General features: G+C 45.1%; 21 protein-coding genes and 2 pseudogenes. 6 read left to right on the top strand and 17 right to left on the bottom strand.

Features of this window, described 5'->3' with window-relative positions; translation table 11 throughout:
• Positions 1-200: 200 nt before the first annotated feature.
• The 4 genes from HMPREF0980_RS14490 to HMPREF0980_RS14480 all read right to left on the bottom strand — a co-directional run bounded on the left by HMPREF0980_RS14490 (position 201) and on the right by HMPREF0980_RS14480 (position 3075).
• On the bottom strand, positions 201-1583 hold the full coding sequence (locus HMPREF0980_RS14490; protein WP_049729817.1) for a recombinase family protein: 1383 nt from the start codon (positions 1581-1583) through the stop codon (positions 201-203).
• A 2-nt stretch (positions 1584-1585) separates the two neighbouring features.
• Entirely contained in the window at positions 1586-1714 is a 129-nt protein-coding gene (locus tag HMPREF0980_RS19620; protein ID WP_255351360.1) for a hypothetical protein, read from the bottom strand.
• A 27-nt stretch (positions 1715-1741) separates the two neighbouring features.
• On the bottom strand, positions 1742-1990 hold the full coding sequence (locus HMPREF0980_RS19500) for a hypothetical protein (protein ID WP_242847417.1): 249 nt from the start codon (positions 1988-1990) through the stop codon (positions 1742-1744).
• Positions 1991-2109: 119 nt separating this feature from the next.
• Positions 2110-3075, bottom strand: coding sequence for an N-acetylmuramoyl-L-alanine amidase (locus tag HMPREF0980_RS14480; protein ID WP_049729816.1), 966 nt, complete (start codon positions 3073-3075; stop codon positions 2110-2112).
• 314 nt (positions 3076-3389) lie between these two features.
• On the opposite strand from HMPREF0980_RS14480, the gene HMPREF0980_RS14475 reads away from it, so the two are divergent.
• Positions 3390-4649 (top strand): IS110 family RNA-guided transposase, encoded by a 1260-nt coding sequence (locus tag HMPREF0980_RS14475; RefSeq protein ID WP_084002822.1) that lies wholly within the window; start codon positions 3390-3392, stop codon positions 4647-4649.
• 85 nt (positions 4650-4734) lie between these two features.
• Here HMPREF0980_RS14475 and HMPREF0980_RS14470 read toward each other — a convergent pair.
• From HMPREF0980_RS14470 to HMPREF0980_RS14440, 9 genes and pseudogenes are all read right to left on the bottom strand, one after another.
• Positions 4735-5150: pseudogene (locus HMPREF0980_RS14470) on the bottom strand (phage holin family protein).
• Positions 5151-5226: 76 nt separating this feature from the next.
• Positions 5227-6563, bottom strand: a pseudogene (locus HMPREF0980_RS19945) (hypothetical protein).
• 225 nt (positions 6564-6788) lie between these two features.
• Positions 6789-7112 carry a hypothetical protein gene (locus HMPREF0980_RS14460; protein WP_049729814.1) on the bottom strand — a complete coding sequence of 108 codons (324 nt, stop codon included), beginning with the start codon at positions 7110-7112 and terminating at the stop codon, positions 6789-6791.
• Positions 7113-7550: 438 nt separating this feature from the next.
• Entirely contained in the window at positions 7551-7982 is a 432-nt protein-coding gene (locus tag HMPREF0980_RS14455) for an ImmA/IrrE family metallo-endopeptidase (protein WP_049729813.1), read from the bottom strand.
• 31 nt (positions 7983-8013) lie between these two features.
• A complete protein-coding gene (locus HMPREF0980_RS18960) occupies positions 8014-8187 on the bottom strand; it encodes a hypothetical protein (RefSeq protein WP_157039373.1) in 174 nt (57 codons plus the stop codon).
• 6 nt (positions 8188-8193) lie between these two features.
• A complete protein-coding gene (locus tag HMPREF0980_RS14450; protein WP_049729812.1) occupies positions 8194-8583 on the bottom strand; it encodes a helix-turn-helix domain-containing protein in 390 nt (129 codons plus the stop codon).
• Between the two features lie 186 nt (positions 8584-8769).
• The gene (locus tag HMPREF0980_RS14445; protein ID WP_049729811.1) at positions 8770-9714 is read right to left on the bottom strand and encodes an HTH domain-containing protein; all 945 of its coding nucleotides are present in this window, start codon (positions 9712-9714) and stop codon (positions 8770-8772) included.
• Positions 9715-9980: 266 nt separating this feature from the next.
• Entirely contained in the window at positions 9981-10085 is a 105-nt protein-coding gene (locus HMPREF0980_RS20040) for a GNAT family N-acetyltransferase (protein ID WP_442855435.1), read from the bottom strand.
• Between the two features lie 581 nt (positions 10086-10666).
• Positions 10667-11236, bottom strand: coding sequence for a deoxynucleoside kinase (locus HMPREF0980_RS14440; RefSeq protein WP_049729810.1), 570 nt, complete (start codon positions 11234-11236; stop codon positions 10667-10669).
• Positions 11237-11535: 299 nt separating this feature from the next.
• On the opposite strand from HMPREF0980_RS14440, the gene HMPREF0980_RS14435 reads away from it, so the two are divergent.
• Positions 11536-12567 (top strand): IS110 family RNA-guided transposase, encoded by a 1032-nt coding sequence (locus HMPREF0980_RS14435; protein WP_242847416.1) that lies wholly within the window; start codon positions 11536-11538, stop codon positions 12565-12567.
• Between the two features lie 108 nt (positions 12568-12675).
• Entirely contained in the window at positions 12676-13608 is a 933-nt protein-coding gene (locus HMPREF0980_RS18715; RefSeq protein ID WP_084002819.1) for a DDE-type integrase/transposase/recombinase, read from the top strand.
• 247 nt (positions 13609-13855) lie between these two features.
• Here the strand turns inward: HMPREF0980_RS18715 and rlmD are convergent, their stop codons facing one another.
• The 3 genes from rlmD to HMPREF0980_RS14415 form a co-directional block, all read right to left on the bottom strand.
• A complete protein-coding gene (gene rlmD / locus HMPREF0980_RS14425; RefSeq protein ID WP_049729808.1) occupies positions 13856-15229 on the bottom strand; it encodes a 23S rRNA (uracil(1939)-C(5))-methyltransferase RlmD in 1374 nt (457 codons plus the stop codon).
• A gap of 90 nt (positions 15230-15319) precedes the next feature.
• Entirely contained in the window at positions 15320-16261 is a 942-nt protein-coding gene (locus HMPREF0980_RS14420) for a 3'-5' exoribonuclease YhaM family protein (protein ID WP_049729807.1), read from the bottom strand.
• Positions 16262-16277: 16 nt separating this feature from the next.
• Positions 16278-17552: a S1C family serine protease gene (locus HMPREF0980_RS14415; protein ID WP_084002864.1), complete on the bottom strand. Its 1275-nt coding sequence runs from the start codon at positions 17550-17552 to the stop codon at positions 16278-16280.
• Between the two features lie 118 nt (positions 17553-17670).
• Between HMPREF0980_RS14415 and HMPREF0980_RS14410 the strand changes: the two genes are divergently transcribed.
• Genes HMPREF0980_RS14410 through HMPREF0980_RS14400 form a run of 3 tightly spaced genes read left to right on the top strand, consistent with a single transcriptional unit; the run spans position 17671 to position 22197 of the window.
• The gene (locus tag HMPREF0980_RS14410) at positions 17671-20046 is read left to right on the top strand and encodes an endonuclease MutS2 (RefSeq protein WP_049729805.1); all 2376 of its coding nucleotides are present in this window, start codon (positions 17671-17673) and stop codon (positions 20044-20046) included.
• Positions 20047-20065: 19 nt separating this feature from the next.
• The gene (locus tag HMPREF0980_RS14405) at positions 20066-20770 is read left to right on the top strand and encodes a response regulator transcription factor (protein ID WP_049729804.1); all 705 of its coding nucleotides are present in this window, start codon (positions 20066-20068) and stop codon (positions 20768-20770) included.
• Between the two features lie 11 nt (positions 20771-20781).
• Positions 20782-22197, top strand: a complete 1416-nt coding sequence (locus HMPREF0980_RS14400; RefSeq protein WP_049729803.1) for a sensor histidine kinase — start codon at positions 20782-20784, stop codon at positions 22195-22197.
• 5 nt (positions 22198-22202) lie between these two features.
• On the opposite strand, the gene HMPREF0980_RS14395 is transcribed toward HMPREF0980_RS14400, so the two are convergent.
• Positions 22203-23639: a C45 family autoproteolytic acyltransferase/hydrolase gene (locus tag HMPREF0980_RS14395; RefSeq protein WP_049729802.1), complete on the bottom strand. Its 1437-nt coding sequence runs from the start codon at positions 23637-23639 to the stop codon at positions 22203-22205.
• Positions 23640-23642 lie beyond the last annotated feature (3 nt).

The raw sequence follows: 23642 nt of genomic DNA, 5'->3' as shown, positions 1-23642 counted from the left end.
ATCCCATATTACCATATATTGCTTTTTACATTTTAAAATATTAACTTAAATTATATCATACTCATTACCTTGATACCACAAATTATTTACTTTCGTTTTATTTTGAGCTTGAAATTATGGACTATACTCCAACCAACTTTTTTTGTAATTTAACACTCAAAATACTTAAGTACAACAGTTTATACCTATATGCTAAAAGGTTAGTCTGTATTTTTGCATTCAACCTCTGTACCATCCAAAAATACAACAAGTAATCCTCCGCCCTCAAAAACTTTAATGCATTGTAGAATTCTTAGCATAAAATCTAGTTCCACATAATTTAACTCTGCAGTTTGATTTAACACCCCATGAAAATCCTTCGCTCGATATACCTCAAGCAAATCTTCACTCTTCTCCTGTTCCTCCCACTTCCGCAGAAAATATTCGTTATTTTTCAAAATCCCATTCCAGGCCATGACAAATGCTTTTTCCAACGTACTCTCCTCAACATGTCGATTGCCACACCCCATAACGCCTTTCACCTTATACCGCTCACTACACTGCCAAATCTTCCTGGTTTCCCCAGTGCTGCTTTGCCACCCCTTACGGGTAAATACCTTATTACACTCTCCACAGACAATTTTTGAAGCAAATGGATTCTTCTCTGTATTATTGGAATATGACTTCGTTCCATGCTCCTCCAGATACCTCTTCCGCCACTTAATCTCCAACTGCACACATTCCCAAATCCACGGTTCAATAATCGCCTCATGGGCATCTTCAATATAGAACTTCTGTATTTCTCCCTGATTCATCACCCGCTTCTTAGTCAAAAAATCCACTGTATAACTCTTCTGCAAAACCGCATCGCCCTTATACTTCTCATTCTCCAGCATACTTTGCAGAGTGGTCGCCTGCCACTTCGTACTGCCATCCCAATTAACAACACCCTCCCGCTCAAATATCCGTTTTATATAATCCACCGTTTTACCACTAAGATATTCAAAATACAGTCGTTTTACAATCACAGCCTGCTTCCGGTTAATCACCAGCTTCCCATCCTCATCTGTATCATAGCCCAGAAATCGCTTGGTACTCATCTTATGCTGCCCCTTTTCAAACCGCCTGCGGATCCCCCAGGTAGAATTTTCAGATATAGACCTGCTCTCATCCTGTGCCAGGGAAGAAAGAATAGTCAGCAGAACCTCACCTTTGGCATCCAATGTATTAATGTTTTCTTCTTCAAAAAAAATACCAACTCCCAGTCCCTTCAGCTCTCGTACAACCTTCAGGACGGTAACGGTATTTCTGGCAAACCTCGATATAGACTTGGTAATGATTAAATCAATTTCTCCCGCCTTCGCTTTTCTTATCATCTCCTGGAATCCCGGCCGTTTTTCACAATAGCCAGAGATACCTTGGTCTGAATACACACCGGCAAACTCATATTCCGGGTTGGAACGGATTAACATCTCGTAGGTTTCCTGCTGTTTTTCAAGCGAGTCCTCCTGTCTTCTGCTGTCCGTTGAAACCCTGGCATAAGCACAGACCTTCTTTTTCTTCTGTTTTATTTCTGCTATAGGCTCTAAAATTCGGATCCTCATTGCTATTCACGCCCTTCAAAATAATCTTCTTCAAACTTCATAATCCGGTCATAAATCAGTTGAGCATCCTCTGGCTGGCGGACAGTTATCACTTCAATCTGCATCTCCAGGCACAGCTTCATAAAATCCATAAACTGCGTCCAATCCCTTGATAATCTTTACGCTGTAATAATAATAACGGCATCGAACTTCCCGGCTCTCATCTCCATTTTAAGGCGGTTAAATTCTTTTCTGGCCGGATCCACCCCGGAGGCAATCTCATAAAACATCTGCATCTCCCAATTTCCTTTACCAAACCGCTTATCTAAGGTCTGACTGACTTCTGGAATAAATTGTGTATAGTCACGGTTTCTGTGATTCATCCGGCAGTAAAATGCCAACTTGTTAATTCGTCCTGCAACCACCATAAATACAAGAACTCCTTTCGTTTTTTGGTAGTCTATTAATCACTCTAAAGCCCTCTAAAGTCAAGCAATTCAGCGGTTTCCAGCGGCTTTATCCAACTCTTTCTTAAATCTGCTGGCGGTTAAACACGGACGGCATAATCCAGCGAAATCCACCCATTCCGCTCCTTCTGATACGCTTTTAACAGCCCCCATCCTGAAGCTCCGGGGCCACCTGCTTCCTCTACCACTGTAAATACTCCTTTGCCTGTAAAGCCTGGCTGAATCTCATAATTTGTTCCCGGCCCTTTACGAATCCGAAGATTGGGAATAGAAATCTTGACCATATAGTTGGCAGACGATACCTCTTCAATAAACTGCACATATTCCCGGCCTGTGGTGATAAACAGCCCAGATTTAAGCTGATACCAATAATCATCTTCGCTGATACCAATAACCGTATAAGTTCCGTCAAAGACAGTATCTACCACATTGTCACCCATGCAAGGGGCTTTCCGGATATTCAAACCATCTTTTCCTTTATAAAATATCTTCACATATCCTGATAATGGCTTAATTGTCTGGGCAGATCCGCTCTGTTTGTTACTGTTATCTTTTACATCATTCAAATGACCACGCTGCTTCTTAAACTCCTCCCACAGCCCCTTCTTCCTTATCTGGGACGGACAGTTCTTGGCACAGACATCATAATGCTGCACCACCCGGTCTGCCGGAATACCAGTATCTGCCATCAACTGCCGGACAAACTCTACCGTGTTAGCAAAGGCTTTGTTAAAGTCATATCCGGTCTTGACACACATTTCCACACCGATGCTGTTCTTGTTATTCACCGAACCAAATAGTCGGCCGCCGTAGTTTACCCCAACATGCCAGCACCCCTTGTTATGCAGAGCTGTTTGATAAACCGTCTTCTTATCATCGGTATAATAATGGACGGAAGTGTTCAGGTTACCGTTGTACTGTGCCTTAGCATGAGCCAGGGCATCTGCTCCTGCTGCAAAGATGTCTGTGTTATGCACCACGATATACCGGGGTGTATTCCCCGAATACGTGTTCTTATCTGACACATACTGTTTATTTATCTTCATCGCTATAATCCGCCTTTCTGCGAAAGGCACCGATGGGGTTATGAAACCCTTTATCTGCTTTTCGCTTTCTAATCTTTTTTCCTTCTGATATGATTCTTTTATAAGACTGACACACTACAGAACACGTGGAGGTGAGTGGCGGGGCTGTATAGCGGCAACCTCGCATCGCTATATGTTTGTCGGTCATCCGTTAAGGCATCAATGAGTGGCGCATTCCGTAGCCCGTAAACTTATCTCTTCCAAAGTCGACTCGATTTTGCCGGATGGCCAGTCACTGTCAGTTTTATAATGATAAATCACCAGGAGGTTATTTTGTGTCGTTTAAAATTCTAAAAAATAACTGCTGTGGACTTGATGTCCACAAAACATGGATCTTTGCCTGCATTGGTATTACGGATTCCCACAGCCGTACAGAGTATAAGCAAGCTCGCTTTTCTTCCTTTTCCAAAGGATTGCTAGAGTTGTGTGACTGGCTTGCCAAATATAATTGTACCGATGTCTGTATGGAATCAACTGGCAAGTACTGGATTCCTGTTTTTAATATTTTGGAGAAGAATAAGATCTGGATTACTCTTTCCCACCCCAAATATACCAAGCCTCAAAAGGGCAACAAGACTGACCGTAAAGATGCCAAGTGGATTTGCGATTTATATATGTGTGGAATGGTCAAGCCTTCCTTTATTCCACCTGCTGACATCCGTGAATTGAGAGATTTGGTAAGATACCGATATAAACTCACCTGTATGATTACCGGTGAAAAAAATCGTGCTCAAAATTGTCTTACCGTATCTAACCTAAAACTAGATGATGTCTTTTCTGATGTATTTGGTAAATCTTCTCGTTCCATTACGGAACAGATTTTGCAACACCCTGGGGAAAACTTTGATGTAGCACCTTTTGTTGATGGCAAATGTAAAACTCCTATCGAAGAAATACAGGCTGCTGTTGATGGTGCTATCTCTACAGAACAGGCTGTGAAACTCAGACAATGCCTTAACCACATCGATGAATTAGAAATGCACAAAACAGAAATAGAACGGGAAATCTTTCGTCTCAGCGATAAATACGAAGAAGCCCTTACTCTTATCCGAACCGTACCGGGATTCGATAAGAACCCATTAACTGCTATTCAGGTGCTCTCTGAAACCGGAGGTGATATGTCTGTTTTCCCTACAGCTAAAAACCTCGCCTCTTGGGCTGGATGTTGTCCTCGTAATGACCAAAGCAATCGCAAAATCAAATCCACTAGGATTTCCCGTGCTGGTTCTTATTTTAAACCAGTTTTGGTGCAAGTTGCAAATGCTTTAATTAAATCCAAGAAACATCCTGAAATTACTAACCGTTATCGACATATCAAAGCACGGCGTGGTCACAAGAAAGCTGTCATTGCCATCTGTCGTATGCTCCTGACCGCTATCTGGCACATACTTACAGATTTAAAACCTTATACATCAGAGGGCTTTCTTGAACAACGTCCTGTGAACGAATCAAAAGTCTTGACTACTTCACAAGCGCTTAATCTGCTTAAACAACGAGGATATACCATCAAAGATGATGTAGCTTCTGTTTCCTGATTAGTGTGTTATGTCTATATTTACTTTTCAAGACCACCTTTAACGATGGTTTATTTCCCTATGTCCTATTGTTCTTGGGTAACCTCTACTTTTTTGTTTCAAACTTATCTTCCTCCTTAATCTGTTCCAGCACTGCTTTCAGCTTCCTCGGAATTGGCAAGCCCACATGGGCCGCATTCTCCAGAATCGAAATCCCTTCATTTGACAGGTAAAAGAAAATTACTGCCGTTTGCAGCACACTTCCATTCCCAATCACATGGGTATCAATGATATGAGCCACGGCCACCAGGCAGAAGATCACAATTACTTAAAAATTCCACGGAACCCGATCCGGCTGGAAAGCTCCTTATTTAAAATCCCGGCCATCACCCCGGTTACATAATCCACCCCGCCCACAACAATCAGTGCATGTAAAAACCCGTCAAATCCTCCCATTACCGCTCCAATCGCACCGCCTATAGCGGCAAATATAAACTGCATTGTATTTGCAACATCCTTCATTCTGTTGTCCTCCTTACTTTTAAGCATAAAAATAACAGCCCGGAGGCTGCCTGTATGCCAATCTTGATCAACTGTTTTATTCCTGTGTCAGGGTATAGGTAATCTTCATCGTCTTATCCACCGTCTTCACCACTGCCGAAGACAGGTTGTTAATCGTTGCCAGATAAGGCGTCAAAAGATACATCGTCCGGTACTCTGTCCCATAACTGCCGCCCCAGCCTAAAAGAAAATTCTTATACTGGAACAGCGGTGTTGCCGCATCATTCAGCTGGGAACTTCCCTGGGCGCGGATAATGGCATCATTCGCTGTTACCTGAAAATCCCCGCCTACAATCAAATCCCCAATCAGCGTCATGTATACTTCACAAGTCCCTGTCTCACACAGTGGCTTCCATTTGGAAGTAAATCCAAGGGGTATCAACGTTACATCAGAAGAATTCGCTGTATTGATTTTATAGATGCCCTTCTTGTTGTTTGCCATTACATATAAATAGCCATTCCGCATACAGCATTTCAACACCCGCTCCGGAAATGAACCATTTGCATCCCGGTTGCCCACATCCATCAGCTTGGCATTGGAAAGTGTCCACTGCCCTTCCGTGACGGAATAATCCTCTTTCTTAATCTTCGCTCATACCATCGTCGCACTGCCAAAGGAATTCCCCTCATTAGAAAAACCGTACCAATATCCATCACCGCCATCCAGAAACTCCCCATATAAAGTATAGCTGCCCAGGAACTGAAACGTACTGGTCTGAACCACCTGGTCATCCAGAACCACATATGTTGTATCATCCAGCTTCTCATTCAACCCCAACTGAAAATAGGAATCTGCACCTTACGAATACGGACTCCGGTATCCTGATATATGATGGAATACAGCAAGTTATTCTCAAAATCCACTTCTACCGCCTCGAATAATACCATCTGCTTCGCTTGGGTCAAATCATCCAAACGGATGCTTTTCAATTGTAAAAAGGTACTGGCATCCCCCACTTGGCTGCCAGAGCCATTCGTTCCGCCCTGGGCACTAGTCAGGGCGACCGCTGCAATCGTGCCGTTTCCCTGGCTGGGAGTAAATTCCCAGACAAATTTGTATCCGTTTTCTAACGCCTTGCTCTCCGTCAGGTTCATGCTTCCCCTTGCCAGATTTGCTGTAGAGTTGACATTGTTGGAAGCATAAGCGACCGGAAGATTGCTGGAAGCTGCATAGATGTAATCCGCTTCCTCCGGCAGTGCCTGGGAGAACAGCAGAATACCGCCAATCATGTTCGGACAGATGGGAAGCAGGCTGTTATTCCATTCAATCCCATCAATGCTGTCTCCGGCTTCATAAAACACGCCCATCGGGTTTAGCCCTAAAATGTTATTCACCGCATTGGTGACCATGTTTTCCTCTGACACCGTCTCCACTTCCCCTGCTTTAACGCAGCTTCTGTGGGATTCTCTTTTGTTTTCAAAATAATTTTGATTTTTCCGTCATTAAGAAACTCCTTTCATTTTCAAATTTTTTGTTTCTACTTTATAGCCACGGGAAAACCCGTTTTTAAACTAAATCATGAACTTTTTTATTTTATCGGGGATTTTTTTCAGCCGTTTTGAAATTGCCATAGCTGGAACGCCTAATTCACCGCTGATTTAAGACATCGTCCTATTCTCAAAAAAGTATTTGTGGACAATTAAAGCATCCTTCGCTTCTAATTTCCTAATTGCCTGATGCAGGCGCTCCCAATCTTCCGAATCCACAATATACTGTTCAATGTCAGCCTTCTCATCAATAAACTGCCGGGGATTATACCCCGGCCGCTGCTCCTGCATCGACTCATACGAATTATGCCTTCGTGTTTCCGTCCGGTTCCGCCGGGACTGCATTACCTCCATTTCAACCACTATCTCCCCAATGTTATCCTCCACTTCGATTTCCAGTCTCTCACCTGTGACAAATTCATACTTAATTTTCATTGCTGCTCCTTTCTTTACCGGCGAGTAAAGCGGTGGCAGCAACCTAAAAATAGGCATAAAAATAGCCGGAGTAAGCTGATATTTCGCTTTACTCCGGCTATTTGGTATCTCGCTAATGCGGATCCGTTGCTCAGTAGTATTTATTAAATTATTGATACTTGTTTACATCTTTCAGAAGGATTGATTCCCTTGTGGTGGATTTGAACGATATTCCTACAATGAGGACATTTCAGCTCAATCCAAATCTCACCTTTTGGCGATGAACAAATATCAAACGCCCGTTTCCTGCAAACAGGGCAATTTACTTTTTCTTTCATTTGCATACATTTCCTTTTCTATCAATTGGCTGGTTGACACTATAATCAAAAAAATAAAGAGTTCATTGGGTGTGTCAGCCAACTGACTGACACCACATCCTAAAATTCAGCACTTTGCCGTTCACAAAGTGCCTGATATCTGTGAAAATAATTGAAAGGGTTCTTTTTCTTGCTTTCTACCCATCCTGCCTATATACTCTTTCAAACCCAACTGTGCTAAACGGATATTTGCTGAACTAGGGGATACATGAAATATCTCTGATAATGATTCTGCTAAAGTAGTTGTATCCTGCCCACTGTTTTCCAGTAAATCTGATACCGCTGTGAGAAAGGGTGTTTTCGGCATTAGGATTGCCGCACTGAAATATTTGGATTGGTGCTCAAGCCAATCATGGTCAGTAAGCAGTCTTCTCCTCCCAGCCTGTTCTTCGCCGCCTTCGATATCTGTTTTTTTACATCCGGTTAACTCCGGTTCTGATTTATAGGCATCATAACTTCTGCAATCAACATTTGTATAATAATCGGAATGGAACAGCCAGGTGCCCGCACTCATGCCCTTTCGTAGATTGCAGCCTGTATTCCTTCTACTCACTGAGTAGTGTATTATCTATAAGCAACGTCCCCCTTTTTGCATACAGATAATCGGCACATCTCTCTTTCAGCAAATATACAGGAACTCTTTCAGCATGAGCATCCATTTCGCTTTTACTCATGACCGGGATACCATTTCTCTTCTTTTTCAATTTTGGTTGATACATAGCCCATCACCCCTTTCTTGCTCTAAGCTCATCCAGCAATACCCGCCACTCCTTTTCACCCGCTCCGGTTTCCATCGACAGGCGCAGAGCATCTATCACATATGAATTACTAAGCATATAATCTGCACAATCCTGAGGGGTTACCACATCATTTGATGTCCTGGACTGGGCAGCTACATCATAAAGGGTATGGGATTCTTCCTCATTTAACAGCAGGAACTGAGACAGTAATTTGAGTCTTTCAGCAGTAAATGTGCTGCTTCTTCCTTTTTCCACCTCACTGTAATACTGGGGGGATACTTTTATTGCTTTGGCTGTTTCACGCAGGGATTTTCCTCTGCTTTTCCGCAGGGTTTCCACGTATCTGCCGAATCTAAGCCTCTGGACTGTATTCATGGTTCATCTCCTCTGAATTATTTTATATGGAGAGCATTACCAGAAAACAGAACATTTATTCGTCAACTAACTGATTTACATATTATTGGATTGAAATTAAATAGAAATATCCACAGCCGCATGACAAATAATGAGCGGTGGGGATATGAAAATGTATTTGATATTAATGACTTTTAGGACTTGTGGTCAGGACAGTATGCTGTTTTTCTGAGCATACTGATACATCTGCTCCTCTTCCAGGTACACCTCATCATATCGGCTTTTTATCTTTCCGATTTTGATGTCCTCCATTAAATCATCGAGGAATTTCTTAAAATCAGGGTTACTGTCTACCAACCGGTTAATGGTATCCCAGTCGAGCGATTCTTTTTCTTTTGCTGAAAAGAGGATCTCACTTTGCATGAAATGTTCGGCATCTAACCGAACAACTCCAATTCCGAAAGCATTGTTCAGGCGGCGCATTTCGTCTATCAGTTCCGGATCGTCTGCAATATGTAATGCCACCAGATAGCCTTCATGTGCCCAACTGGAATTGGATACAGCCTGGAAGTAATATTCTCGGAGATTGGATAGGTTGATATCAATCTTCATCTCAAAAGAATACAGCTTATATGGGTTTACTTTTAGAATATCAAATAATTTGAGTGTATTCTCGGTATAAGATTCAAAGGGGAAATGTACGCCGACAATATTCGGGTGCAGCCATTTATTCTTGCCGCTCTTTTCCCGTTTGGATGTCTCATGGTAAATAGTTTTTGTGGAGCATTTAAAATGCTCATCGGCATTTACGAAGCTGGACAGTAGAATATGTAACGCTCTTTCTCCAAATTTATGTTTCTGGTGTCGCTTCTCCTGTTTCTGCTTATCTTCATATTCTTTAAGCCCTGCAGTTTTTCCTTTTAAAAAGAATTTTGCCGGACGTTTGCATACCTGTTCAAATATGGTGTCTGGATTATTTTTTATATCAACATAGATTCTGGCTGAAAGGGTGCGGATTGGTGTTTTTCCTGAAGAAGATAGCTTCTCAAGAAGTCCCAGATTCTTTGCGGTATCCCACATTTCTTCAATGGATAATGGGATGTTTTCTTTTTCCAGCACATCCTTTGCTAAAGTTAAAAAACTATATGCCATACATTAATTGCCCCTTTCTTATCAGTTATTTTTTATTGTATCATGAATTTGGAAATATTGGGAGAATACCCAGTAAAGGATGTACCAATTAGAAATATAGTAAAAGAAATCACTCTAAGTTACAATCCTTATTTAATGCAAGGGCTTCCCTAATGTGAGTATACATTTTAGCGAAACTCTTTTCCTATACCTTTTTCTATGTTGACAGGATGATAGATTGCTTTGGGATAAAGCGAAGAATTGACAGTTATCTCATCCGATACACTTTAATCAAACACCGCCTGTAACAGCAACTTCCTTATGCCTCTTCGCTGATACCTACTGTCAACAAAAAACAACGCTATGCGCTTGCCGTTATTTCTTGTTCCAATAATACCTACAATTTATTCTGTTAATTTTTCTGGTAGGTCTGATGGCAATGGATTAGGTAAACTTTCTAAATCAATTTTATCGATATATTTAACTATGAGAGTTGCAAGTAATTCAGCAAAAATATTCATATCTGTATCCAAAACTTATATCCGTTCTATAGGCTTATAAAGTGTTCTTTTTGTGTAATCGGGATGCTCCTTGGCCATCATAATTTTCTACAATAGTAAAATTGATAGAATTCTAACCTTTTGCCAAAATGTTCATTTTCCTTACACCACAACGGTAACTAAGAATATATTTCACCCTAATCAGCCACAAAAGCACACCTGCATATCCTACTCAAATCCCCGAAACCCTTTGATTTACCGCACTTTCCTCTCCATCAACAACACACATTCCGTATGCGGTGAGATGACTCTATTATTGCATTTACTTCGGTTTGTGTTAACGAGATTATTTTATGCAATAACATCGCATAGTCGAGTGGAGAAAATGGATATTATAAAAACCAGCTTAAAACATGAAAAGTCTTATGCTGGCTTGAATATGCATATTGTTCTTCGTCTTTTCAAAATGGTATTCATAAGCTCTCTAAAAAATCTTTGCGATAATCAGATGGTGAATACTTTTCCGTATTTATATCTATTAATGGAATACCTCCATAAAACTTTTTGATTGCAATGTTAAGACTTTCTTCAAACTTTAATAGCGAGGACATATTAATACTTTGTTCGTTCGCCCTACCACGCGTTTTTATCCTTCTAATCAATTCATCAGAAGAGGCATTAAGTTTAATTAGTTTTTGTGGTTTATCTATTTGACTAACTATATATGCAAAAATCCGATCGTAGATTTCCATTTCTTCTTTATTTAGTATTGATAATGCAAAAGCGTAATCGTCAACAGATGAAAAATCGCAAACAATATGCTCATTATTCCATAATGCCTTTTTAATTTGATAATAGTGCTGCAACGTAAAAGATATCTCTGTCTCAAATGACACAGTGAGTGGCTCGGAATAGAAATCATCTAACATAGAAATTTTCGAAAAATCCTCAAATTCAGTTTTGTAACCTACATTTAAAAATGCCGTTGCTATGGTGGTTTTCCCAGATGCTATTGCACCACAAATTTCAATTCTATCTTTCATATATTCTACATTCCTTTCGCTTCGCTCAAGGCACAAACAGGTAATGAAAATGGTTGTGCCCACCCTCCAGTTATTTTATAATTGTTGTATGAAATAGCAGCATACTACAGAGCACGGGAGGAGAAGTGGCGAATTTATTTTCGGCCCCGCATATATATATATGTGCCGTCAACCTTTCAAGCACAAACAAGTGGGACATTGAGCCCGGACTCTTATCATCGGTATTAAACCATGTTTAAATAGTCGCAGGTTGACAGTCACTGTTGCTATTTCTTTTCCTAAGATTAGGTGGTGATATTATGCTAAAGCTGCAATACCCCATCTGTTGTGGCGTTGATGTCCACAAAAAACTTATCGTTGCTACCATTGTTTTCACTGATTCAAACGGAATATCTGAGTATGAACAGAAAACGTTCTCTACCATCAACTCCGATATCCAAAAACTTCACGATTGGTTACTTGAAAATGATTGCTATCATGTTTGCATGGAGTCCACGGGTAAATATTGGATTCCTATTTTTAATTACCTTGAAGCTGACATGGACGTCTGTCTCACTCACCCTAAGTATGTGAAAGCTATTAAAGGTAAGAAGACCGACAAAAAAGATTCTCGCTGGATTGCTGACCTTTATAAATTCGATTTGGTCAGAAGTTCCTTTATTCCTCCGAGAGATTTTCGTCAACTTCGCGAATTGGCTCGCTATCGCTTTAAACTCGTCTGTATGAAATCCTCTGAAAGGAACCGGATTCAAAACTGCATGACTGTCTCAAATATTGGCATCGGAAATATCTTTTCCGATCCGTTCGGTAAAACAGCTACCGAGATTATGTCTTATCTCCTGGAGAACACCTCTGAATCCATTGAGGATAAGGTTGTTCGCAAGCTGATTCGCAAAAACACGAAGGCCAGTTCGGATGAAATCTTTGCTGCTATCTCTGGTTATAAAATAGAATCTGACCAGGCCAAAAAGCTTACTCTTGCCAGAGGCCACCTTGAATACCTAGAAGATATGGTCACTCAAACGGAGGTCGAACTATATGTCCGAATGAAGCCTTACTGGACATTCGTAGAACTAATTGCCGCATTACCTGGTATGTCTGATATCAGTGCCACTATCATTCTTGCGGAAATCGGCGTAAACATGGATGTTTTTGAAGATACAAAACATCTTTCCTCTTGGTGCGGTCTATCCCCAGCCAACAATGAGTCTGCCGGGAAAAAGAAATCTGTTCGGATTGCAAAAGCAGGTGCTTATTTAAAACCTTTAATGATTCAATGTGCTCTCGCTGCTGTCAAGTGTAAAAAGGAACCTTACTTTGCAGTCATGTAGGATTACAATACATGTGTTACAACTGAATATTTAAAAAGCAGAGACACTGCCTTTTGTGTTATATTTTAGTCACCACAACAAAAACAAACAAAAAAGGAGTTCTCTGCTATGGCTAGTATAACACAAGATATGAGATACCGTCTATCCCTGATCCGATACGCTGAGAACCATGGCGTCACCAAGGCCGCTGTCAAATACAAGACCAACCGGCAGTATATCTACCGCTGGAAACGCCGCTTTGACGGCTCCATGGATTCCCTGCGTGACCGCTCCAGACGGCCTCACCATCACCCCAGCCAGCATAACCCTCAGGAGGCTAAGCTTATCTCGGATATGCGCCGCCGCAACCCGGATGCCGGACTGGTCGTCTTCTGGGTCAAGCTCAGGCAGCGCGGCTATTCCCGCTCCATCACCGGACTCTACCGCTTCCTCAAAAAACGGGGCATCATGGCCGTCCATCCGCCCAATCCAAAGTACATCCCCAAGCCCTATGAGCAGATGGAGTATCCCGGCCAGTGTATTCAGGTGGATATGAAATTCGTCCCTTCCGCCTGCCTCAAAAACAGCAGGGTCATCGGGAAGCAGTTCTTCCAGTACACTGCCATTGACGAGTATTCCAGATGGCGCTTCGTGGAAGCCTTTGAGGAACACAGCACCTATTCTTCCGCGCAGTTTGTGGAACACCTCGTAAAAGCGTTCCCCCTCTCCATCGCGTGCATCCAGACGGATAATGGATCGGAGTTCACCAACCGCTTTACTTCTTATCGGGACAAGCCGACCCTCTTCCAAAAGCGCTTGGAAACACATGGGATAAAGCACAAGGTCATCCGTCCCTTTACCCCTCGTCACAACGGGAAGGTAGAGCGCAGCTATCGGAAAGATAATGAGCGTTTTTATGCGACCCATCTGTTCTATTCCTTTGAGGACTTTGCTGCGCAGCTGAAGGTGTATAACCGTAGGGACTATAACAATTTCCCCATGCGCCCTCTAGGCTGGAAAACACCGAATGAGGTCTTAAAGGATTATTTACGGTCACTGTAACAAATGTTTGACAAACCTACATAGACAAGAAACAGCCCCTCTACAAACCATTTTTTCTAACCGTGAATAGGGTAATCTTTTCATATATAAAATGATTCTTCATATACCCCCCTTTAAACTTATATACAATCTATTGCCCAAACGTTCATTTTCCTTACCCCACCACGGTCATCGGTAACATATTACACCTCTACCACCCACAAAAGCACACCTACATATCCTGCTCAAAACCCCGAAACCCCTTGATTTACTGGGCTTTTCTCTCCAGCAACACAACCGTCTCCACATGCACGCTATGCGGAAACATATCCACTGCCTTCACCTTCCCCACCTCATACCCTCTCTCCCTCAGGTACTTTACATCCCGGGCCAGCGTGGCAGAATCGCAGCTCACATACACGATTTTCTCCGGCTTCATTTTCACCATCGTCTCCAGCACGGATTCCTCGCAGCCCTTTCTAGGTGGATCCACGACGATTATATCCCCTTGGATTCCGTCCTTTTCATATTTCTCCGGCAGGATTTCCTCCGCCTTACCAGCGTAGAACTCCGCATTCTTAATCCCATTTAACTGCGCGTTCTGTTTCGCGTCTTCGACAGCCTGTGGAACGATTTCCACTCCATACACCTGCTTTGCTTTCCTTGCCAGAAACAAAGAGATTGTACCGATGCCACAGTACAAATCCCAAACTGTCTCATTGCCACTGAGGCCAGCATATTCTAATGCTGTTCCATAGAGCTGTTCCGTCTGCACAGGATTTACCTGGTAGAATGAAAGCGGAGAGATGTGATACCTGATGTCACCGATATAGTCCGTGATGTACTCCTGTCCCCTCAAAATCCCGGTTTCCCGGCCCATGATTACATTCGTCTTCTCCCGGTTGATGCTGTAGGTAATACTCTTCATCCCTGGAATTTTAGCCAGGCGTTCCGTCAGGATCTGGCTATAAGGAACTTCGTTTCCATTAATTACGAGGCACACCATAATTTCATTCGTCCTGTGCCCGCTGCGGATTAAAATATGGCGGACAAGCCCCCTGTGGCTCGTCTCATCATAAGGCAGAATTTTATATTCCTTCATAAACGTTAAGATGATGTCCAGAATGTCTTTATTTTCCTCTCTACCGATAGCACAGTCCATATGGGGAATAATCTGATGTGTCCGCCCTGCGTAAAAACCAGTAATCAAATTGCCTTCCCTGTCCGTACCGACGGGAAACTGCGCCTTGTTACGATAATGATAAGGATCCTCCATCCCGCAGATAGGCTCCATCACCTTCCGCAGCAAGTCTTCCGGTACATCGCCTATCCGTATGAGATTGTTCCTGACTTTCTCCTTCTTATATTCAAGCTGCCTTTCATAAGACATCGCTTGAATCTGACAGCCTCCGCACTGGCGGGCCACATCACACCTCGGATCCGTACGGAATTTGGACTTTGTATGAATATTCACAAGCCTTGCATACCCATAATTTTTCTTTGCCTTCGTCACCTTGGCTTCCACCACATCGCCGATAACCGCATCCTTAATAAACAAGGCGTATCCATCGACCTTTCCTATCCCTTCGCCGTTAATTCCGATATCTTCTATTGCAACCGTAACCACATCATTTTTCCGCATAATAATACTCCTTTTCACAAAAAGGTACAGGGCAAAAGTTAATTTGGGACGTAACACTTTTGAATTTTGTTACGTCCCCAATTTAATTCTCTACACGCTGGTCTTCCGCAGGTTTGATTCGAACAGGCGGTTATAGCCGAGCCAGTCGTTGCTGTTTTTGTCTTTGAATATCTCTGTCAGTGTCTGCATCTTCGCATCGGTGCAGTCTGCAAAGTTGAGCGCCAGCGCCTCTGCAAGGGCCGGCTTCTTTGGAGAGCCGTATTCGAGTTCTCCGTGGTGCGCCACGATGCAGTGCTTCAGCTCGCTGGCGAGCTTATCCGGGAAGTCCGGTATCGTGCGTACGGCATCGCTTACCATCTCTACTCCGATGACGATATGCCCGAGAAGCTGTCCGTCGTCTGTGTAATCGTTCTCCGGAAACGCGGAGAGCTCCACGGTCTTGCCGATATCGTGGCAGATTGCGGCTGCATAGAGCAGGTCTTTGCTAAGTATCGGATAAGCGCCCACCATATATTCACATAATTTTACGACGCTCAATGTATGTTCCAGCAGTCCTCCCGCAAATCCGTGATGTACGCTCTTCGCGGCGGAATGCCCTTTGAATTTCCTGACAAATGCTTCGTCGTTCACAAAATAGTATTCTACTGCCTGACGAAGGTATGAATTGTCAATCTGACTGATATATCCGAGCAGTTCCTCGTACATGCTGTCAGGGCTCTTCTCCGTCGTCGGCATATAGTCTGCCGCCACGTATTCCCCTTCCTGGGCCTTTCTGATCTGCTTTATGTTCAACTGGAGATTGTTATTGTAGCTCGTCACTTCTCCATAACATTCTATAAAATCCATCTCATCATAATCTGCGATTCCGCCGGAATTCGGATCCCACACTTTTCCGTCCAGCGTTCCCGTCTTATCCTGCAGCAGCAGGTTATCATATGGCTTGCCGTTTCTAGTCTCTGCGGAACGTTTCCCTTTGCAAAGGTAGATGTTCCTTATTGTCTCGCCCTCCTGTAGGGTATTAATGTATCTCATATAGCTGCCTCTTTCTTTATTCTTTACTTCCTATCGTCACGTTAAAATCAATGTCAACGTAACCTCCGGATCCTTGACGCTGGCCTTTTATCTTTACCTTGCTGCCAACCGCCTTGTCAATGAGCACGGACTGGTAGGCCGATACGGTCTTTACCTCTGCGCCCCCGATGCTCGTGATGATGTCGCCACTTTGGATTCCTGCAGACATGGCCGGCGAATCCACCTCTACTTCTTTCACGTACACACCTTGCGGAATCCCCTGCTGTTCGATGCTCTCTGTCACGTCTATGCCCAGTATCCCGATATAAGGCACCGCTTTCCCATTCGAAAGCAGCTCAATCAGTTCCTTCAAGTCAGATATCCCATATGCGGTCGTAAGCCTCATACTGTCCTCATCGGAAATGCTCTGGTCGATGATGCCGGTCACTTCCCCCTTCAGGTTGACGATGAATCCGGTCCCCTTCGCCGTACCCGGTATGTCCGTACAGATGAGCCGGTACTGTCCGTCCGCGGCATCAATGACATTCTTGTTGGAAGAGATGATACCGTAACCCGTGCCCCCCGCATAATTAAACGGTTTTCCTACCGCTATGGCAGTCTCCCCCTTTGATAATGAATTCGAACTTCCGAGCACTGCAATCTTCGACTGGGACCAGGTACTCTCCTGGATGTCATTTCTGTTGACCGCATAGATGCCAAGCCCGAGGTTGGAATCCTTTTTCTTCACACCCGCCTTATATGTCTTTCCGTCATAAAAGGTAACGGTCACTTCATTGCTCTCTTTTAATATGGAGGTCTTTCCAAGCATGAGAAGCTGCTGTCCATTATCCGCAATGATAAGGCCTGACACGCTGTTCTTCTGATCGTAATCGGCCTCCAGCCAGCTTCCGTCTCCCGATATCCCATTTATCTCTACAACACTCTTCGCCGCTTCCTGCGCGACCGCGTTTAAAGCCTGGTTCATCTGGCGGTAGCTCTCCTCGTCGAGAACCTGCTGCGTGCCGTCTTTTGTGCCGTCCTCGTCCGCCGTGTCCTCCTGCTCTTCTTCTTTCGGAATCGTGACTTTCTCAGGATTGCTCTGAAGCTGCTGCTCAAACCACGGTTTAAGCACACAGAAACTAAAGCTGGCTGCAATGCCGAATACAAGTCCAAGTCCAATCATCCGCAGTATATTTTTCCTTGTCTTCTTTGTTCCGCCCGCCTCGTCCTTGATTGTTTCCTGCAGAAAGGAAAATTCTTGCTCTTCTTCCTGCTCTTCTGTATGTTCTAGTGGATCTTTCTGTTCTTCCATAGACATAGCAATACTCCTTTACAATCCTTAATATAGTATACCGTATCGCCGGTGAATGTTCAATATTTATCCTTTTCTTTATGGGACAAATAGGTTAGAATAAGTCTAGGTGAATAAAATGAATCAAAAAACATTAGTAAAACTCGAATACAACAAGATAATAGAAATGCTGGCCGGACACGCGTCCTCTAACGCCGGAAAGGAACGGTGCCGTAGGCTGAAACCGATAACGGCTCCCGGGGACATACAGGCCGCCCAGGAACAGACGGCCGCCGCCTTTACCCGGATAGTAAAGAAGGGACGGCTTTCTTTTAGTGGCAGCTGCCCAGTCGAGGACTCTATGAAACGTCTGGAAATCGGAGCTGTCATCGGTAGCGGAGAGCTGCTTCGGATCTGTAAGCTGCTGGAAGCCGCAGGCCGTGCCAAAGCATACGGACGTCATGAGACTACAGATGAGCCGTCCGATTGTCTGGACTCCTGTTTTGAACAGCTCCAGCCGATTACCGTACTGTCCGGTGAAATCCGCCGCTGTATCATCGAAGAGGATGAAATCAGTGATGATGCCAGCAGCACGCTGAAGAACATCCGGCGCCAGATGGGCCAGATCAACGATAAGGTACACGGTACATTGAACAGCATGGTAAATGGGCCGCTGCGGACATATCTGCAGGATCCCATCATCACCATGCGCGGAGACCGGTACTGCATCCCCGTAAAAGCGGAGCACAGAAGCCACGTACAGGGGCTCATACATGACCAGTCCTCCACTGGTTCGACTCTCTTTATCGAACCTATGGCTGTCGTAAAACTGAATAATGATTTAAAAGAGTTATATGCAAAGGAACAGGAAGAGATACAGGTCATTCTTGCGCGGCTGAGCGCCGCGGCTGCCGAGCACATATCATCCGTCCGGCTGGACTTTTCCGTGCTCACGGAGCTGGATTTTATCTTTGCCAGGGGCTCCCTTGCCCTGGACATGAATGCCAGCATGCCTCTCTTCAATACAGAAGGCCGCATCCATATCCGGGAAGGGCGGCATCCGCTTCTTGACCGGCATACTGTCGTACCGATTACGATAACATTAGGCGACGCCTTCGATCTGCTCATCGTTACCGGACCGAACACGGGCGGAAAGACGGTCTCCCTTAAGACCGTCGGCCTCTTTACCCTCATGGGCCAGGCAGGACTCCACATTCCTGCTCTTGACCGTTCAGAGCTGTCTGTGTTTTATGATGTGTATGCCGATATCGGTGATGAACAGAGCATCGAGCAGAGCCTGAGCACCTTCTCTTCACATATGACGAATATCGTATCCTTTTTGAAACAGGTAGATGAACGCTCTCTCGTCCTTTTCGACGAACTGGGCGCAGGCACCGATCCGACCGAAGGAGCCGCCCTGGCCATATCTATCCTGAACCATCTGCATGAGCGGGGCATCCGCACGATGGCAACTACCCATTACAGTGAACTGAAAGTGTATGCCCTCACAACTTCCGGCGTGGAAAATGCATGCTGTGAATTTGATGTGGAGACACTCCGGCCCACGTACCATCTTCTCATCGGAATCCCAGGCAAGAGCAATGCCTTTGCCATCGCCGGAAAGCTCGGACTCCCTTCCTATATTATAGAAGAGGCAAAGAGGCACCTGTCCGAACAGGATGAATCTTTTGAAGATCTCCTGGCAGATCTGGAGACGAGCAGGCGCACGATAGAAAAAGAGCAGGAAGAGATAGCATCCTACCGGCGGGAGCTGGAACGGCTGAAAAATGAAGCCAGCCAAAAGCAGAAAAAACTGGAGGAGCAGAAAGAACGGATCCTCCGTGAAGCAAACGAGAAAGCACATGCCATCCTGGCGGAGGCCAAGGACGTGGCTGATGAAACGATACGTAATTTCCACAAGTTCGGCAAAGAGAACATCTCAGCCGCAGACATGGAGCGAGAACGTGAAAGGCTGCGTAAAAAAATGACGTCCACTGCCACCGGTATGAACCAGGAAGCAAAAAGACCGAAGAAGCAGCACAAACCAGGAGATTTCAGGCTCGGCGAATCCGTCAGGGTGCTGAGTATGAACCTGAACGGTACTGTGAGCTCTCTTCCCGATTCCAAAGGAAATGTCACCGTTCAGATGGGTATTCTCCGTTCCCAGGTCAATATCTCCGACCTGGAGATTATTGAGGACACGCCTTCCTACTCCGCAAAGCAGATGCATAAAACAGGCAAGGGCAAGATGAAGATGGGCAAGGCCTTCTCGGTAAGTCCTGAAATCAACCTTCTCGGCAAGACGGTAGACGAAGCTGTCGCGGAACTGGATAAGTATCTTGACGATGCCTCGCTGGCTCATTTGTCTGCAGTACGTGTCGTCCACGGCAAAGGAACCGGTGCCCTGCGCACAGGCATCCATAACTACCTGAAGCGGCAGAAACGTGTAAAGTCATATCGTCTGGGCGCTTTCGGAGAAGGGGACGCAGGCGTCACGATAGTGGAACTGAAATAATATATGAAGGAGGCCAGTTATGGTAAACAAGCAGAAAATATTAATCGTAGATGATGATGAAAATATAGCCGAACTCATCTCCTTGTATCTGACAAAGGAATGCTTCGACACGATGATGGTACATGATGGGGAAAAGGCGCTTATCGCTTATGATACGTACCAGCCGAACCTGATCTTGCTGGACCTCATGCTGCCAGGGATTGACGGTTACCAGGTCTGCCGGGAAATCCGTTCCAAATCCAATGTTCCTATCATCATGCTCTCTGCCAAAGGAGAGGTGTTCGATAAGGTGCTCGGTCTAGAGCTCGGCGCTGATGACTACATGATGAAGCCTTTCGACTCAAAGGAACTGGTGGCCAGGGTAAAAGCGGTCCTCCGCCGCTATCAGGCGGTTCCGAAGGTGGAAGAACCGGCAGAAGACAAGGGGAAATGCGTGGAATATCCCGGTATCGTCATCAATCTGACGAACTATTCCGTCGTCGTAGACGGAGGGAATGTAGATATGCCTCCAAAGGAGCTGGAGCTACTATATTTCCTCGCCTCCTCCCCGAACCAGGTCTTTACGAGGGAGCAGCTGCTGGATCAGATATGGGGCTATGAATACATCGGGGACACCCGTACCGTGGACGTCCATATCAAACGGCTTCGTGAAAAAATCAAAGACCACAGTACATGGGGACTCAGCACTGTATGGGGAATCGGGTATAAATTTGAAGTAAAATAAGAGGAATACGCATGCGCAGCACATTGTATCTAAAGTTTATAATTGTATATATCATCTTCGGATTCCTGGGCTTCTTTACAATCGCCACCCTGACTTCCGGACTTACGGAAGGGCGGCTTGAGGATTATACGTCCGGCAGCATGTACAAGGAAGCCAATATCGTGGCAAGCGATTATCTGCCGGACTACTTTTCCAACCGTCTGACTTCCTCAGACGTGCATCTGCAATTGAGGGGCATGGAATCTCATTTGGATGCCGCCATATGGTTCGTGGACCGGGAGGGCAAGATAATCGTTTCCGCCCAGTCCGACGATTACCCGATGGCGCCCGGACAGATTGAAGACTTTAATCCGGCGGAAGGCGGAAGTTCTCAGTATCAGGTAGGGGATTATCACGGATGCTTCGATGAGGAAGTCATTACCGTCATCGCACCGGTCGTATATAACTATACGCCAAAAGGCTATCTTATCATGCACAAGCATATGTCAGATGTCATGGAGATCCGCGACCTGCTTCTTAATTCCGTATATATATCGATGGGAGTCATCTATATCCTGTCCTTTATCATCCTGCTGGCGTTCCAGTTCTTTGTCTACCGTCCGCTGCGCAAGATAACAGAAGCCGCCACGCAGTATGCCTCCGGCAACCTGGATTACGAGATTCCTCTGAACACGGAAGATGAGATGGGATATCTCGGCGCTTCCCTCAACTATATGTCATCACAGCTGAGGGATATGGAGGACTACCAGAAGAAGTTCGTGGCAAATGTGTCACATGATTTCCGTTCTCCGCTCACATCCATCAAAGGCTACGTGGAGGCTATGGTGGACGGCACGATACCGCAGGAGCTTCAGGAAAAGTATCTAAAGATTATCTTATTCGAGACCGAACGGCTCACCGATCTTACACAGGATCTGCTCACCCTGAATGAATTTGACACGCAGAATCTTCTGCTGAACAAAGAGCCATTTGATATACACGAGATGATAAAGAATGTGGCTGCCTCTTTTGAGGGCACGTGCACGCAGAAGAAGATATCCATTGAACTTATATTTGCCACAAAGCACTTATGTGTAAATGCAGACAAGCGTAAAATCCAGCAGGTGCTTTATAATCTGCTGGACAATGCGATTAAATTCAGCGATTCGGATTCTATCGTCACGATAGAAACTACAGAACGTGGGGAAAAGGTGTTTACCTCTGTCAAGGATTATGGAATTGGCATACCAAGAAATGCGCTTAACAAAATCTGGGAGCGGTTCTACAAGACGGACCTGTCCCGCGGTAAGGATAAAAAAGGCACCGGACTCGGACTTGCCATCGTCAAAGAGGCAATCCAGGCGCACGGTGAAAATGTAAATGTAGTGAGCACGGAAGGCGTCGGCACGGAATTCAGCTTTTCCCTTCCAAAATGCAAGCCGGAGTAGGTAACCTACTGCCGGCTTTCTCTATGTCCGAATTTTGTCCAAGGCTGGCTCGGACGGTCTTTGAGGAATTGTCCCAGATATCCAAATTGGGGATTGCTCTCTAAGAATTCTGCCGCACAGAACGGCATTCCACAGGAGCTCCCCCACCTGGCCCACAGGCTGAGATCCAGCGCGTCGCAGGCGGACGCCGTCACGCCGTCGACGGCCCCTCTCGGTTCATATGGTGCCGGACGTCCCGGCTGGCACATATATTCCCTCATATCCAGCTCATAATGTGAACACACTGTCCTTGAACACGGATTCTCTTTTTTAAGATATACGTCATAATGGTCCGCTATTATCCTCTGGGCGGTCTCATTATCTATCCTGCCCTTATATTCTTCCATAAGCTGCGGAATCCTTACCTGTCTCGCACCCTGGTGTCTGCGTATGTCAGCGAATCCGCTGTCCGTACATTCAAGGTTGCGGATACGCGGATCCAACGGAGCGTTGAAGCCTGCAAAATATCCATCTTTCGTCTTATCAATATGACAGAATTTCAGTCCGGCTTCGAACCGCATGATCTCGTTTGTCCCGATGTCTCCTGCCAGCCATGTGTTTGCATAACCGCCATTGTTATCTTTCCAGAACAGCTCGGCAAATTCATCCAGCGTCACGGCATACTGGACCGCATGACGGATTCTGGCAAATTCCGGAACCATCTTTGCATCATAGACCGCAAATCCCCCTATTGTAGTTTCGGTTATCATAAGCCCTTGTCCTGCGCCGGTCCTCGTTTCGTAAAAGTCGGACAGGCTGTGGATATATCCCGGCAGCGTCTGCATGATAAACGGGCTGCCTTGCTCCGGTACGATGTCCGCTATGACATTCATATAGTTGCAGTTCTCAAAAGGGGTAAAGCTGTTATGGGCCATGACTATCCTTCCGTCAGCCGTATAGGAACCCGTCGCTATAAACGCGCTGCAGCGGTCCTCCGCCCCGCCTCCCCGGCGTCTGGATGCCCCTCCTTTTACGTGCCGTCCGGACAGGCTGTCGTATATCTCATCTACCGCGGTCGGAAGCCAGTAGTTCATAAGTTCTTCGTAGCCATTCCATAGGATCAGATCGTCTACAGTCAGACGGCTGGTCGGAATTTCTTCCCTTACTCCCCGGACCATCCCGTCCATCTCCGTCAGGAATTCCCGATACGGCTCCCGGCTCATGTGTCTCTTCCATATAGGAAGGATGCTTGCGCCGCTTTCTCTGAAAAACTTCCAGTCCAGTCCTGTCTGCAGCTCCACGAGGCTTGCCGCTTCCAGAACGGCAGCCTCTATTTCCCCTGCCATGAGCCTTCCATAAGAATATCCTCTCTCCAGAGGGCTTCCTTCCACATGGACAAAGTTCCAGCCATTTTTATCTGAACGGTAATTGTATTCGTCTAGCCGCTTCTCTCTATTCCCCATATT

The organism is Dorea sp. D27 (assembly GCF_001185345.1).
Lineage (GTDB): Bacteria > Bacillota > Clostridia > Lachnospirales > Lachnospiraceae > Extibacter.
This window is presented reverse-complemented; position numbering and strand designations above follow the sequence as displayed.

What these genes read in the sequence shown, in the direction of transcription:
- HMPREF0980_RS14490 (WP_049729817.1), bottom strand. Translation starts at nt 1,583, where the DNA reads ATGAGGATCCGAATTTTAGAGCCTATAGCAGAAATAAAACAGAAGAAA.
- HMPREF0980_RS19620 (WP_255351360.1), bottom strand. Translation starts at nt 1,714, where the DNA reads ATGGATTTTATGAAGCTGTGCCTGGAGATGCAGATTGAAGTGATAACT.
- HMPREF0980_RS19500 (WP_242847417.1), bottom strand. Translation starts at nt 1,990, where the DNA reads ATGGTGGTTGCAGGACGAATTAACAAGTTGGCATTTTACTGCCGGATG.
- HMPREF0980_RS14480 (WP_049729816.1), bottom strand. Translation starts at nt 3,075, where the DNA reads ATGAAGATAAATAAACAGTATGTGTCAGATAAGAACACGTATTCGGGG.
- HMPREF0980_RS14460 (WP_049729814.1), bottom strand. Translation starts at nt 7,112, where the DNA reads ATGAAAATTAAGTATGAATTTGTCACAGGTGAGAGACTGGAAATCGAA.
- HMPREF0980_RS14455 (WP_049729813.1), bottom strand. Translation starts at nt 7,982, where the DNA reads ATGAGTGCGGGCACCTGGCTGTTCCATTCCGATTATTATACAAATGTT.
- HMPREF0980_RS18960 (WP_157039373.1), bottom strand. Translation starts at nt 8,187, where the DNA reads ATGTATCAACCAAAATTGAAAAAGAAGAGAAATGGTATCCCGGTCATG.
- HMPREF0980_RS14450 (WP_049729812.1), bottom strand. Translation starts at nt 8,583, where the DNA reads ATGAATACAGTCCAGAGGCTTAGATTCGGCAGATACGTGGAAACCCTG.
- HMPREF0980_RS14445 (WP_049729811.1), bottom strand. Translation starts at nt 9,714, where the DNA reads ATGGCATATAGTTTTTTAACTTTAGCAAAGGATGTGCTGGAAAAAGAA.
- HMPREF0980_RS14440 (WP_049729810.1), bottom strand. Translation starts at nt 11,236, where the DNA reads ATGAAAGATAGAATTGAAATTTGTGGTGCAATAGCATCTGGGAAAACC.
- HMPREF0980_RS14435 (WP_242847416.1), top strand. Translation starts at nt 11,536, where the DNA reads ATGCTAAAGCTGCAATACCCCATCTGTTGTGGCGTTGATGTCCACAAA.
- HMPREF0980_RS18715 (WP_084002819.1), top strand. Translation starts at nt 12,676, where the DNA reads ATGGCTAGTATAACACAAGATATGAGATACCGTCTATCCCTGATCCGA.
- rlmD (WP_049729808.1), bottom strand. Translation starts at nt 15,229, where the DNA reads ATGCGGAAAAATGATGTGGTTACGGTTGCAATAGAAGATATCGGAATT.
- HMPREF0980_RS14420 (WP_049729807.1), bottom strand. Translation starts at nt 16,261, where the DNA reads ATGAGATACATTAATACCCTACAGGAGGGCGAGACAATAAGGAACATC.
- HMPREF0980_RS14415 (WP_084002864.1), bottom strand. Translation starts at nt 17,552, where the DNA reads ATGGAAGAACAGAAAGATCCACTAGAACATACAGAAGAGCAGGAAGAA.
- HMPREF0980_RS14410 (WP_049729805.1), top strand. Translation starts at nt 17,671, where the DNA reads ATGAATCAAAAAACATTAGTAAAACTCGAATACAACAAGATAATAGAA.
- HMPREF0980_RS14405 (WP_049729804.1), top strand. Translation starts at nt 20,066, where the DNA reads ATGGTAAACAAGCAGAAAATATTAATCGTAGATGATGATGAAAATATA.
- HMPREF0980_RS14400 (WP_049729803.1), top strand. Translation starts at nt 20,782, where the DNA reads ATGCGCAGCACATTGTATCTAAAGTTTATAATTGTATATATCATCTTC.
- HMPREF0980_RS14395 (WP_049729802.1), bottom strand. Translation starts at nt 23,639, where the DNA reads ATGGGGAATAGAGAGAAGCGGCTAGACGAATACAATTACCGTTCAGAT.